This window comes from Pseudomonas sp. GM55 (genome assembly GCF_000282395.1).
GTDB lineage: Bacteria > Pseudomonadota > Gammaproteobacteria > Pseudomonadales > Pseudomonadaceae > Aquipseudomonas > Aquipseudomonas fluorescens_CC.
On sequence record NZ_AKJJ01000035.1, the window covers coordinates 13,961 to 26,967 of the forward strand.

Below are 13,007 nucleotides of genomic sequence, written 5' to 3' on the forward strand. Positions count from 1 at the left end.
ATGCACCTCCAACCAAGCGTGGCTTGGTTGGCCCCTTTCGATTCCCCTCAACAACTACCGGATTGCCCTAAGTCATGCCTTATGCCGGAAGGTGCCGACCTGTCCCGATAATGGTGAGAGATTTCGCTCCTCGGGTCATCGCGACGTACAAATCCTTCGCATCAAGCGAGTCGGCATCGAGAATGACGGCGTGGTCATACTCAAGGCCTTTGACCAGCAACGTGGTTCCAATCAGCTTGCGATGGCTGATCGGCCGCCCCGAATGCCTCATGTCGCGCTGGTACAAATTACCGGCCTCCACGAGTGTCGCGGCTTGGCCATCAACATGGATCTTCAGTACGTTGAAGAAGCGATAGAGCAGATCACGGCGGTAGGCTGAAGTCTCAGGGTTGTTCTTCAAGGCTTGGAAGAATGCCCTGAGATGTCTGCTCGACGGGTCAGCTAAATAGCCATTCGCGGCTTGGAGCACCAGTGGGTACTTCGTGGTCCTGCGAAGGTTAGTAACTTCACCTCGTTTGGTTCCTGCCGTCAGCGTGCGAGTTACACCGGTGAAGCATTTCGTTGCGAACTTCACAGCGAGGAGAAAGCCAGCCTGAACGGTCTTTGCAGCCCCAAGTTTTTTGAGAAAAGAATGCAAATCTCTCCCTTCGATTTCCTCGATTGAGGAAAAACGGCCGGCCATGCGGTTGGCCAAGCGGTGAGTTTTGTTCTTGGACTGCTGATCGCCACCGTGAAGTGCAATGACACTCTCATCATGGTTCAACAGGCCACAAAGCGCCGTGTACTGTTTAGCTGCGAGATAGTCGGGCTGGGTGTAGGCACGAATTACGCTCGGTGGCAGATGGGCTGACAGATCAATCTTTTGGCCTAGCTCGATCTTTCGCCTCGCATCTTTGAGCCATTCGCCAAGTTCCGGACTCTTCGCCTTGACCCACCGCCAAGGGATCTCCAGCTGTCCCAAGCAATCAAACTCGGGGTAGACGCTGGCTTCCCAATCAACGGGCTTGCCGTCGTCAAAATCGAATATGGCTTGCAGGGGGTCTCCCAAGAGTCGGCTTGGAAGAAATTCTGCCAGGTTACAGACCAAATCATGTTGCAAGTCTGAGCAGTCCTGGTACTCGTCGACGTAGAGACCTACGTAGCTGGACGACACGGCCTCACGAATGAACCTCTTCCCCAGCAAACGGGAGCAGCACTCGTACAACTTATTCCACTGCTTGCTGGTCGGGTTTTCAATTTTCCACCCCGATGCCTTCGGGTACGCCAGACAGAGTCGAAGTGCCCAGCTAGCGATCGTATCGACCTGGTACTGGGAAGCGCGAACGCCCAAGCCCGCCATTTTCGTTTTGATCGAGTTCACGCCAGCGAAGGTGTGCGTCAGGATAAGCTGCCGTCCACTGGACGCTCGCACCGCCATCGCGATGAGATGAGTCTTTCCAAACCCAGCAGGCGCGATTACATAGCCCTTGGTGGCACAGTCGTTGAGCTTGATTGCCAGATCTTCAGACACGCTCTGCCCACTCCCAAAGTTTTCCCAACTCTAAGGCAAGATTCGTTTTTCCAAACACGGGATCCTTGAACGCCGGGGACACTGTCTTAAACCATAAGTCGCCTCTGGTCGTGTCCTTAAACCAGCCCGCGTTCTTGTTCTTGGCTGCAGCACCAATGGCAGTCCGCAGCTTAGGGCTATCCGGCCATGTGCTCAGGTCTTCGGGAAGCACTTCCTGGTACTGGGTCCGCACTTGGTCGTACACAGGGTAGGAGAGTTCATCTTGGGCAAGCTTCAAACTGGCTAGAACGTATGCCCAAGGCAGATCCTGGAAAGCCCGCTCTTCGAGTGAAAGCTTGTCGCTCCATATGTACGTTGGAACTCCGACGGCCGCAAGATTAGCCGCGTCGTCAGGTGAAAATAGCTTCTCGGCATCGCCGTCAGCGAGTACCGACACGTCGTAGCAAAGCGACTTGAAAGCCTTTGCCATACCCTTGAGGTTGCCGGCGCCTCTGGCATCCAACAGAGCCACACCATTGTATGAAAACGGGTCTCGGCCGTTCTCAACTTGGTGATCGTCAAAGCCTCTGAGGAAGCCGACCTCGGTTGCACCCTCACACACGATGACCTTCTTCGACAAGAATGCTTCAGCGTTTGAGCGAATCTTCCCCTGAACCTCATGCTCTTCGAGTCCTTTCTCAGCAGCAGAAATGATCGTCACAACGCCACCCTTTTTGTGGACGATATGTAGGTCATGCACCGTGAGTTCACGAAGCACCATGGGCGAATGAGTGGTCAGAAAATATTGCCCGCGTTTGTCCTCTCTTATGTGCTTGATGAGCCGTGTGATCCGGTGGGGCTCCAGTCCGAACTCCAACTCATCGAACAAGGTGATATGGCCTTCCTCCAACCCCGCTTTCTGGATTCCACACTGAAGCATGCGGCGAGATCCGAGACCTAATTGGCGCAACGGGATTTCGCCGTCATGCAGGGAAAGACCGCCGACTTTCAGGTTGATGGAGGCCAAGTCGAGATGCGCCTTATACGCATCAAGTACTGGAACACCCAGGAGCTTCGCAATTTCTTGCGACTTGGTTGCTGCAGCGTCGAAATTTGTCAGGGTGATAGGCCGGTCGACATCCAACGAATTCCTGGCGGTCCTCGATGCATTGGCCAATAGTTCGCTCAAGCTCTGCGCCGCGGTAAGCTTGGCAAGGGCAGTTCCGTTTGCCCAAGAAAGCTCTCGTTCGCTGAAAACGCCGATGAGGCCAGCCCCGACCTTGTTTCTGTCTGCCTGCTTAAAGGGAACCCCGTCTGGGTTGCGATCGCACACCACTGTCCATTTGGGCTCCAAGTCCTTTTCGACGGTTAGCCGGACGGTCAATACACTCTCCAGGTCATCATCTGGCTCATCAAACAGCGTCTGAGCGGCAGCATTCCAGCCCCGAAGGTAGAGCCCATACTTATTGAGTGCAGAGAAGTCTGCGACTAGATGACCGATCGTGATCTCAATGGTGACGGGATCAGTGATCTTGCACTGGTAAAAATCAGCGTCGCTAAAGGCTAGATTCCATTGGGGATGGAACGTGTATCGGATGGCTTCCAGGATTGTGGACTTAGAGGAGTCGCCTTTCCCTATGAGGCAAAAGATGTCAGCTGTTGGCACGTTCCAATCAAGCGCTTTCACTCCGCGAAAGTTCTTGATCACGATCTTTCTGATTTTCACCGGCCAGTATCCTTCTGAACTTCATGTGTGAGTAAGGGCGAAATCCGTTGGTTGCGCTCCGATTGGCTCTCTGGAGCGCAGCGGAAGTGGCTATTCGCCTTTCCCCATCATAGATACTGTTGACGCCAACGCCGAATTGACCCACGTGCTGACGCAAGACTGACCCACCTCCAAATCTACACAAACTCAGAAAAGGCAATGGTTCGCGAGGAACAGACTGGGTCAGTGACATATTGGCAACTGCGTCAATTTGCCGTCGACGCCAACATCAGGCGCCCCTAACGCGCGTCAAACCGTGGTTATGGGAGGTCCGTGTCATGTGGAATCATGCTCTGATGCTCGTGGTGGTCTACCTGACTATCACTCTCAGCATCGGCTGGTTATATACCATTGCGCTCCTGTATTGGCTTTGATCCAATTGGTGACGATCGGTCGGGCCGCATTTGGTGCCGTTTTCGGCAGGTAGCTTTGTCCCGATCACAGTCGTTGGGGAGTGCCTGCAACGGGTCGACTGCAGCCCTTATGAAGCGGTCATTTCGCTAAACCCCCATCAAAATCACTCACGCCTAAGACAATCTGGCACTTTTTTGAGTTTGGCTGGCTCTAAACTCTGCGTTCGTCGATAAACGCGCCTTGAAGATGACATTTTTTATTACAATTTAATGACATGCCTTCCAGGTCAAAAGATGAAAGTCAGAGCTACCGTCATATGTGAGAGAGATAGGCATGTCCTGCTCGTTCGCAAACCGAAGTCAAAATGGGCCTTGCCTGGTGGCAAGGTAGAAACTGGCGAGGCTATCGCTGGAGCTGCGGCTCGAGAACTCCAAGAAGAAACCGGGCTAAATGTAGATCAGCTCCTGTACATTTTTGAGTTCGATGCGGGCAACACACGCCACCATGTTTTTGAAGCCTCTGTCCCAGATTCCGAAAACGCTACGCCTCAAAACGAGATCATCGAGTGCATTTGGCATTCTCTGAACAGGTTTCATGACTCAGACACAAGCGATGCTACGAAATCGATTGTCAGATCATTTCTACGTCGCCTTTAACTCCCTCTGGATCGTTCTGGTTCGCACAAAGGTTAATCGCCTCTTCGCATCATTCTGAGTGTCCACAGTTGACTGCGGCCCTTCGCGACTGGCAGCAATCGGCAAAGAAGCTCCTCCCGGTAAATGACCGGGCGAAACTTCATGCTCGACATGGCTTTTTTGTAGTTTATGAAGCGCTCATGGTTTTGTGGGTGTCGATCAGATGCTGCACCACACCCGGATCGGCCAGGGTCGAAATATCGCCCAACCCCTCGTACTCAGCCGTCGCAATCTTGCGCAGAATCCGGCGCATGATCTTGCCCGAGCGGGTCTTCGGCAGCCCCGGCGCCCACTGGATCACATCCGGTGAAGCAATCGGACCGATCTCTTTACGCACCCAGTTTTTCAGCTCCAGGCGCAGTTGCTCGCTCGGCTCTTCGCCATTTTTCAGGGTGACATACACATAAATGCCCTGCCCCTTGATGTCGTGCGGCACACCGACCACCGCGGCTTCGGCGACTTTCGGGTGAGCGACCATCGCGCTTTCGATCTCGGCGGTGCCCATGCGGTGGCCGGACACGTTGAGCACGTCGTCCACGCGACCGGTGATCCAGTAGTAACCATCGGCATCACGACGGGCGCCGTCACCGGTGAAGTACATGCCGCGGAACGTCTTGAAGTAAGTGTCGACGAAGCGGTCATGGTCGCCGTACAGCGTACGCGCCTGGCCTGGCCACGAATCGAGAATCACCAGGTTGCCCTCGGCCTCGCCCTCGACGATGTTGCCCAGGTTGTCCACCAGCGCCGGCACCACGCCGAAGAACGGACGCGCCGCAGAGCCAGGCTTGAGGGCGTGAGCACCCGGCAGCGGGCTCATCATGTTGCCGCCGGTTTCGGTCTGCCACCAGGTATCGACGATCGGGCAACGGGATTGGCCGACGTTCTTGTAGTACCAGTCCCAGGCTTCCGGGTTGATCGGCTCGCCGACCGAACCCAGCAGGCGCAGGCTGCTGCCGTCAGCGCCTTCAACAGCGGCCGTGCCCGAAGCCATCATGGCGCGGATCGCGGTCGGTGCGGTGTAGAGGATGTTGACCTTGTGCTTGTCGACGATCTTCGCCACCCGGGTGATGTCCGGGTAGTTCGGCACGCCTTCGAACAGCAGCGTGGTCGCGCCGTTGGCCAGCGGGCCGTAGACGATATAACTGTGGCCGGTGACCCAGCCGACGTCGGCGGTGCACCAGTAGATTTCACCCGGGCGATAGTCGAACACGCGCTCGTGGGTCATGGCCGCGTACAGCAGGTAGCCGCCAGTGGTGTGCTGCACGCCCTTCGGCTTGCCGGTGGAGCCGGAGGTGTAAAGGATGAACAGCGCTTCTTCGGCGCCCATCTCTTTCGGCGCACAAACGGTGCCGGCCACTTTCATCAGGTCCTCGAACCAGATGTCGCGATGCTGGTTCCACTTGATGTCGCCACCGGTGCGCTTGCACACGATGACTTTCTGGATGCTGCTGGTTTCCGGGTTGGTCAGCGCGTCGTCGACGTTGGCCTTGAGCGGGATCTTCTTGCCGGCACGAATGCCTTCGTCGGCAGTGATCACCACTTTCGAGCGGCAGTCGATGATGCGACCGGCCAGGGCTTCCGGCGAGAACCCGCCGAACACCACCGAGTGAATCGCGCCGATCCGGGTACAGGCCAGCATGGCGACCACGGCTTCGGGGATCATCGGCATATAGATAGTCACCACGTCGCCGCGGTGCACGTCCTGGCCACGCAGGGCGTTGGCGAACTTGCAGACTTGCTCGTGCAGTTCACGGTAAGTGATGTTGCGGCTTTCGGCAGGGTCATCGCCCTCCCAGATGATCGCGACCTGATCGCCGCGCTCGGCCAGATGACGGTCCAGGCAGTTGTAGGAAACGTTCAGGGTGCCGTCGGCGAACCATTTGATGTCGACATGGTGATCGTCGAAGGAAGTCTGCTTCACCGTGGTGAAAGGCTTGATCCAGTCGAGGCGCTTGGCTTGCTCGCGCCAGAAGCCGTCCGGGTTGACGACCGACTGCTGGTACATGGCCTTGTAGGTCGCCTCGTCGGTCAGCGTATTAGCCAGAACCTCGGGACGAACGGGATACAGGGAAGCCGCACTCATCTTTCTTACCTCGGTGGAATAGTTGTTTTTGTTAAATGTTGGCACTGATTAAACGTGCTCGGCTCGCAAGCGCTACAGCCGACGTCTCAAGCCCGTCCGTGATTGTGTTGTGCTCTTTTAATGACAAGTCATATCCAGAAGCGACTGAGCAATACCCCTCGCGCGCGCCCCAGGAAAGTCCTCCCTACAAGGTGTATGAAATACCAACCTGTACGGTTCTCGGCGCCCCTGGATAGGCGTAGACATTGCCGAAAGCGCCTTCCTCATAATCTTCGTCAGTCAGGTTCTTCACATCCAAGTTGAGCCTGATCCGGTCGTTGAACTTGTAGTAGCTCAGTGGATCGACAACCGTGTAGCTGCCCATCGAAAACGCCATGTTGGCTGTCTGCCCTGCGCGTTCATCGACGTACTTGAGCCCGGTGCCAAGCCCCAGCCCCTTGAGCGCGCCATCCTGGAAATCGTAGACATTGAGCAGGCTGAGGCTGTTCTGCGGAATGTTCATCAGCCGGGTGCCGGACTTGATGACGTTGTCCTTGGTCACTTCACCTTCGAGAAAATACCAGGCACATCAAGAGCCGGCAGGAATGGCGATTAGTGCTATGAATTCTCACTTGATAGCTTTTACTTTCAAATAAAAGTGCTAAATGCACAATTAACTGCACCAACATCCGTCTCATTGGCAATCGAGATTAAGCCGCCAGGGAAATCAGCAGACATCAAGTGACCGGAGTGGCATCAGTGACGTAATAGCCGACGCAGCGGGACCCCATCTTTAAGTACTGGGGATTTAATTACGATATAACTGAAGTACTTGGAGATACCGATATTCTTGTCCAGCAGCCCTTCGATTACTTCCTGATAATGCTGAATACTGCAGGTCATGAAGCGCACCAGGTAATCGTAACCGCCACTGACTAAATGGCACTCAAGTACCTCATCGACCAAACGAATATTGGATTCGAACTTGGCGAAGTCCTCACGTTTATGGTCGCTGAGCGTGATTTCAGTAAATACCGTGACCGAATCGGTGATCTTGGCAAGGTTTAGATGAGCTCTATACCCGGAAATATAGCCGGCCGACTCGAGCCGCTTTACCCGCTGCAAGCATGGGCTGGATGACAGACCCACCGCATCGGCCAGACTGACGTTGGTCATTCGGCCGTCTTTTTGAAGTTCAACCAGGATACTGATATCAATTCGGTCTAGTTTAATTAAACCTTCCATCGGGTACCTCTTGATTGCCGTTCAGTTAGACAGTGGTTTTAGCAAACTCAACGTCGCAAAGATAGCTGATGCTGAGCGACCAGGTCAGCCATGCTAGTGATGTAAAAATCTGCGGAATATTCCTGAGTATAATTCTCATGGCTACGACGGATCAGGCACAAACCAGCCGCTTTTGGCGGCTGCGCAGGAGGTCTGGAAACCTGCAGAATATTTTTGGGCTCCAGGTTGTTGGCCCGCAACCATTCGCTGTCCTCCAATGGATTACTGGCTCGGGAATGCAAGTCTTCGGGCAGAATCCCCAAACGCTCGCAGAGCTGTTCGCGATCCTCGGCATCACGATCGCAGTACACCAGCAGCCGATAGAATTTGCGCAGATACAACATGGCACCGGGCGCGTCCTCGAACAGCGACCAGTTGCATGCCGAACGGGCGAAACTCATACCCTCTTCCCAACTGGCCTTGAGTCCAAAACGCTCTGCCAGCTGACGATGGGCAAAGCACAACAAGCCACTGAAGCCCAGATCGGAAAAACGTGGATAGAGCGTGCGCTCCGCCTCGTCAAACTCAGCCAATACCTCTTCCCTGCCTGGTATGCCCGGATGGTTTTCGAGCAAAGGTTGCAGGGCCGTCCAGATACCGGAATCCCGATCGACCAGGACTTCGTCGCAATCGATCAGCAGTGCACGATAATCAGTCAGGTACATGGTGTGTAGCCTCCCATGATGCATTCATCAATCCATGTGCTCTAAATGCCCTCGGTCGGCGCATTGCCACATTGCGCCAACCGAGACCTGAGATTAATCCAACACTCGCAACAATGCCGCTTCAAGAATTGTCAGCGCTTCGTCGATCTGATTTTCTTCGGTTACCAGAGGAGCAAGGAAGCGCAGCACATTTCGGTACACCCCGCATTTGATCACCAACAGCCCACCAACCCTGGCCTGATCGATCAATTGTTGGGTGAGCTCTGCATCGGGGCTGCGGGCCTCATCGTCCTTGATCAATTCGATTGCCAGCATGAAACCGGTGCCGCGCACGTCACCAATACGAGGGTGACGTGCCTGCAAGCGCAGCAGGCCCTGACGCAGCCGCTCGCCCAATACCTCACCACGCTCGAGCAACTGATCCTGTTCGTAAGTTTCGATCACCGCCAACGCCGCTGCGCAAGCCAAGGCGTTACCGCCGTAAGTACCACCGAGACCACCAGGTGATGGCGCGTCCATGATGTGCGCACGACCCACCACGCCCGATATTGGCAAACCACCTGCGAGACTTTTCGCGACTGTGACCAGATCCGGCTGAATCCCGGCGTGCTGGAAACCGAACCATTTGCCGGTACGGCCGAAACCGGTCTGAATTTCATCCAGAATGAGCACGATGCCATGTTGTTCGGTCAGAGCCCGCAACGCCTGGAGAAACTCCGGCGGCGCGCTAAGGAAGCCTCCATCGCCCTGCACTGGCTCGATGATGATCGCAGCTACTCGATCCGGAGCGACTTGGGTCGCCAGCAATTCGTTCAGAGCTTGCAGCGCCATCTCGCTGCTGAAACCGCGATAGGCGTTAGGGTATGGGGTATGGAAGACTTCGGGAGCGAAGGGCCCGAAGTTCTGCTTGTAGGGTTGGCTCATGCCCGTCAGCGTCGTACCGAGTAAAGTACGCCCATGGAAACCGCCACGAAAGGAGATAACGGCTGGACGATTGGTATGTGCGCGGGCGATCTTCACCGCGTTCTCCACAGCCTCTGCACCGGACGTAAACAGCGCCGCCTTGTAGGCTTCTTGACCACCCACCAACTCGCACAAACGCTGTACCAGGTCGATATAAGGTTTGTACGCCACCACCTGGAAGCAAGCATGGCTGATCTTTTGCAATTGGGTCTGCACTGCCGCGACCACCTTCGGATGATTGTGACCGATGTTCAAAACGCCAATGCCGCCGACGAAGTCCAGGTAGCGCGTCCCATCCACATCCCACACCTCAGAACCCTGGGCCCGGTCGACAACCAACGGGTGGGCCGTGACCAAACCCCGTGGCACGAATTGATCGCGCTGACGGAGCAAACTCGGGGTTTCTTCGACTTTACTGTTCATGGCATCTCCCATAGTGAGCCTGGCAACCGGGAAACGGCTGCAATGTGTTCCAAAGGTTAAGCTTTCGACGCAATTGTCTAAGCCGAACTTGGCCTCTGAGAAATTCGGATCGACTGTTTTCACCCCCGTAAACAGCAGAATCCTTCAGCTGTGGCCTGCCCCATGGAATCTGCCGACATGCGCCCCTTACAACGCAACGTTATGCGTTTAAGCAGATTCTTTCGACATATCCTGCTCTGCCACTCGGGCATGCTGGATACTCCCTATCTAATGCGAGAAGTTACCCATGGCCCTGCTCTATAAAGCTGACCCGGTACGCGGCGAACGATGGAAGCGTCTATTCGCCGAGCACGCTCCGGATATCGAATGGCGTGCCTGGCCGGACATCGGCGATCCGAAGGATATTCGCTACCTGGCGGCCTGGCAGGCACCGGATGATCTCGAAACATTGTTGCCAAACCTGCAGGTACTGTTCGCCTTGTCAGCTGGGGTCGACCAACTTGACCTTGACCGCCTGCCAACGACCTTGCCGGTAGTACGTTTACTCGACCCGAGCATCACTCGGGGCATGTGCGAGTACGCCAGTTTTGCAGTGCTTAGCCTGCATCGGGATATGCTCCGTTATCGCCAGCAACAAATGGCTCGGTGCTGGCAGGCTCACTTGCTACAGCCGGCAGCCAAACGTCGGGTAGGTGTCATGGGGCTCGGCACGCAAGCTCAACAGATTCTGACCACCTTGCAGACCTTTGGGTTCGACTTATCGGGTTGGGCACGCAGCGAGCACCACATTGCCGGGGTGGACTGCTTTGCGGGTGCCGAGCAACTTCCAGCGTTCCTCAGCCAGTGCGACATAGTGCTTTGTGTCCTGCCATTGACCGAGCAAACCAAAGGGATTCTCAACCGTCAGTTGTTCCAGCACCTCCCCAAAGGCGCGGCCTTGGTCAACATGGGAAGAGGCGGGCACCTGATAGAAGAGGATCTGCTTGAGGCTTTGGCCAGCGGCCAGCTCAGCGCGGCGGTGATAGACGTACTGGAACAGGAGCCGGCGGCGCCGGACCATCCCTTCTGGCACCACCCGCAGATATTGCTAACACCGCATATCGCTGCGATGACCCAACCGGAAAGCGCGTTTAGCGTGTTACTGGAAAATATCCGCCGTCATCAACGCGGTGAGTCAATGCTTGGCCAGGTTGACCGCGAGCGAAGTTACTGACCAACGACTGCCAACCCACCGGTAACAACCAACCGGCGCCAGATTTTTTACTTCTCTGAGGCAAATCTGGCGCTATACAAAGCAAACCAGTTATTCATCCCACTTTGCTGTTTTTGCGCATACCCACCCAAAAAATCAGCCGACATTTGCTGCTGATCCCCCTCCCCGATTGAGTAGTTATTGCGGCTCGTGAAGTCGCAACTTATGCAATCTACCGAATTGACTGCACCCCATTGTCAGGTCTCGCCGTAACTGCGATACAGCCACCGCTGCGCAGCCCCGACTGCTGGTCAAGTCCACCGTAAGGCGCTGATCGACAGGACTCTCCCGGGTTTACTTCGCAGTGGTTTACCTGAGCTGCCGCAAGAGCGTTGCTTGCCGCGCAGGCAACGAACACTAATAAGAACTCATGGAGTAAGCGATGAACATCGCAAAACTTAGCTCTCTCTCCTTGGCTGTCATTGCCGCCACCACGCAACTGGCAATAGCTGGTCAGCAACAGGAAGCCAATGGCTTCATTGAAGACAGCAGCCTCGGGTTGCTCAATCGTAATTTCTATATGAATCGCGACTTCCGAAATGGCGGCAGCAATAGCCAAGGTACTAACGGCTCCAAGCCGGCCAGCGAGCGCAATGGCTTTCGCGAGGAGTGGGCACAGGGGGCCATGCTCAACTTCGCCTCTGGTTTCACCCAGGGCACCATCGGTTTCGGCACCGATGCCTACGCGTACGGTGGAGTCAAGCTGGACACTGGCCGCGGCCGGGCCGGCAATGGCCTGCTGCCGATCAGCAACAACCGCACCGCTGCAGCTGAAGTGCCGGACAGCTACGGCGAGATCGGCGGCGCAGTGAAAATGCGCATTTCCTCTACCGTGCTGAAGTACGGCGAACAACGCCCGACCGCTCCGGTATTCGCCACCGGCGACAACCGCTTACTGCCGGAAACCGCTACCGGCTTCCAACTGTCGAGCAAAGAGTTCGACGCAGTTTCTTTCGAGGCTGGCCACTTCACCGCATTCAACAATCGAGCCTCGACCAACTCCGATGACAAACTGCTCACCACTTACGGTGGGACCGAAGCTGACAGCGTCGACTTCATTGGCGGCACCTATAAAGTCAACAGCAACCTCAGTCTGATGGCGTACACCAGTGAGGCAGTCAATGTCTGGCGTCAGCACTTCGGCAGTGCCTCCTATACGATCCCTCTGACTGATCAGCAATCGCTGAATTTTGGCTTGAATGCCTATAAGACCCAGGACCAAGGCGAAGCGCGTGCCGGTAAACTGGACACCACGAGCTGGTCGGCAAAGGCGGCCTATTCCTTGGGGGCCCACAAGTTCACCCTGGCTTATCAGAAGATCGATGGCGACGAGTATTTCGACTACATCGGTGTGGACTCGATCTGGTTGGCCAACTCGATTCAGTACTCCGACTTCAACGCCCCCAACGAGCGCTCCATCCAGGCTCGTTATGACCTAAATATGGCCACGTTCGGCATACCGGGGCTGAGCTTCATGGCCCGCTATGTCAAAGGTGATCAAATCGATGGCACCAAGGCCGATCCGCACGGTGCCTATGCCAACAAGGTGGGCGACGACCAGAAGGAGTGGGAGCGTGACCTGGAAGCCAAATACGTGATCCAGGCAGGGGCCGCCAAGGACCTGTCCTTCCGCCTGCGCCAGGCTACGCATCGCGCGACCTCGTTTGAGAGCGATATCGACGAAGTCCGCCTGATCATCGAGTACCCGCTGAGCATTCTGTAACGTTAGGTCCTGGCCGGTTTACCTGTGGACTGGCCGGTTTTATTGAAGGTCTGCTCCACGCTCCCTTTGCCTTGAGGCGCCCATCCGGACGCCTTTTTTTTGCAATCTCCCCATCAGAAGTGGCTTTTGCTTTGCTCTGCATCCTGAAAGTCGATCCAGTATTTGCTGCCGATACTGCTTCTCATTTGAGCAGTAAATGTGGCCTGCAAAGCTATCGCTTAAAGAATCTACCGAATCAATGGAGGCCTCTTGTCAGGCCTCGCAGCAGGTGAGATACAAATACTTTCCACGGAGAAATCCGACCGGTCACGCTCCCTGTATACGGAGATCTG

9 protein-coding genes and 1 pseudogene are annotated in these 13,007 nt (G+C 55.5%); 3 read left to right on the forward strand and 7 right to left on the reverse strand.

Annotated features, from left to right (window positions below; genetic code table 11):
- Positions 1-79 precede the first annotated feature (79 nt).
- Entirely contained in the window at positions 80-1,510 is a 1,431-nt protein-coding gene (locus tag PMI31_RS06920) for a UvrD-helicase domain-containing protein (RefSeq protein ID WP_008017084.1), read from the reverse strand.
- Positions 1,503-3,215 (reverse strand): ATP-dependent nuclease, encoded by a 1,713-nt coding sequence (locus PMI31_RS29435; RefSeq protein ID WP_008017085.1) that lies wholly within the window; start codon positions 3,213-3,215, stop codon positions 1,503-1,505. Before PMI31_RS29435 ends, PMI31_RS06920 begins: the two co-directional genes overlap by 8 nt.
- Before the next feature lie 686 nt (positions 3,216-3,901).
- Between PMI31_RS29435 and PMI31_RS29740 the strand changes: the two genes are divergently transcribed.
- Positions 3,902-4,264 (forward strand): NUDIX hydrolase, encoded by a 363-nt coding sequence (locus PMI31_RS29740; protein WP_081500288.1) that lies wholly within the window; start codon positions 3,902-3,904, stop codon positions 4,262-4,264.
- Between the two features lie 166 nt (positions 4,265-4,430).
- Here the strand turns inward: PMI31_RS29740 and acs are convergent, their stop codons facing one another.
- The 5 genes and pseudogenes from acs to gabT all read right to left on the reverse strand — a co-directional run bounded on the left by acs (position 4,431) and on the right by gabT (position 9,700).
- Positions 4,431-6,386, reverse strand: coding sequence for an acetate--CoA ligase (acs, locus tag PMI31_RS06935; protein WP_008017088.1), 1,956 nt, complete (start codon positions 6,384-6,386; stop codon positions 4,431-4,433).
- 184 nt (positions 6,387-6,570) lie between these two features.
- Positions 6,571-6,942 (reverse strand): annotated as a pseudogene (locus tag PMI31_RS06940) (TonB-dependent receptor domain-containing protein); the annotation flags it as partial.
- Between the two features lie 179 nt (positions 6,943-7,121).
- Positions 7,122-7,610: an Lrp/AsnC family transcriptional regulator gene (locus tag PMI31_RS06945; protein ID WP_008017091.1), complete on the reverse strand. Its 489-nt coding sequence runs from the start codon at positions 7,608-7,610 to the stop codon at positions 7,122-7,124.
- 47 nt (positions 7,611-7,657) lie between these two features.
- Positions 7,658-8,314: an HAD family hydrolase gene (locus tag PMI31_RS06950; RefSeq protein ID WP_008017092.1), complete on the reverse strand. Its 657-nt coding sequence runs from the start codon at positions 8,312-8,314 to the stop codon at positions 7,658-7,660.
- A gap of 93 nt (positions 8,315-8,407) precedes the next feature.
- Positions 8,408-9,700 (reverse strand): 4-aminobutyrate--2-oxoglutarate transaminase, encoded by a 1,293-nt coding sequence (gene gabT / locus PMI31_RS06955; RefSeq protein ID WP_008017093.1) that lies wholly within the window; start codon positions 9,698-9,700, stop codon positions 8,408-8,410.
- 286 nt (positions 9,701-9,986) lie between these two features.
- Between gabT and PMI31_RS06960 the strand changes: the two genes are divergently transcribed.
- Both PMI31_RS06960 and PMI31_RS06965 read left to right on the forward strand, forming a co-directional pair.
- On the forward strand, positions 9,987-10,913 hold the full coding sequence (locus tag PMI31_RS06960) for a 2-hydroxyacid dehydrogenase (RefSeq protein ID WP_008017094.1): 927 nt from the start codon (positions 9,987-9,989) through the stop codon (positions 10,911-10,913).
- 421 nt (positions 10,914-11,334) lie between these two features.
- Positions 11,335-12,675: an OprD family porin gene (locus tag PMI31_RS06965; RefSeq protein ID WP_008017095.1), complete on the forward strand. Its 1,341-nt coding sequence runs from the start codon at positions 11,335-11,337 to the stop codon at positions 12,673-12,675.
- The last annotated feature ends 332 nt before the right edge of the window (positions 12,676-13,007 follow it).

Coding starts and splice junctions, on each gene's coding strand:
- PMI31_RS29740 (WP_081500288.1), top strand. CDS start 3,902: ATGAAAGTCAGAGCTACCGTCATATGTGAGAGAGATAGGCATGTCCTG.
- acs (WP_008017088.1), bottom strand. CDS start 6,386: ATGAGTGCGGCTTCCCTGTATCCCGTTCGTCCCGAGGTTCTGGCTAAT.
- PMI31_RS06945 (WP_008017091.1), bottom strand. CDS start 7,610: ATGGAAGGTTTAATTAAACTAGACCGAATTGATATCAGTATCCTGGTT.
- PMI31_RS06950 (WP_008017092.1), bottom strand. CDS start 8,314: ATGTACCTGACTGATTATCGTGCACTGCTGATCGATTGCGACGAAGTC.
- gabT (WP_008017093.1), bottom strand. CDS start 9,700: ATGAACAGTAAAGTCGAAGAAACCCCGAGTTTGCTCCGTCAGCGCGAT.
- PMI31_RS06960 (WP_008017094.1), top strand. CDS start 9,987: ATGGCCCTGCTCTATAAAGCTGACCCGGTACGCGGCGAACGATGGAAG.
- PMI31_RS06965 (WP_008017095.1), top strand. CDS start 11,335: ATGAACATCGCAAAACTTAGCTCTCTCTCCTTGGCTGTCATTGCCGCC.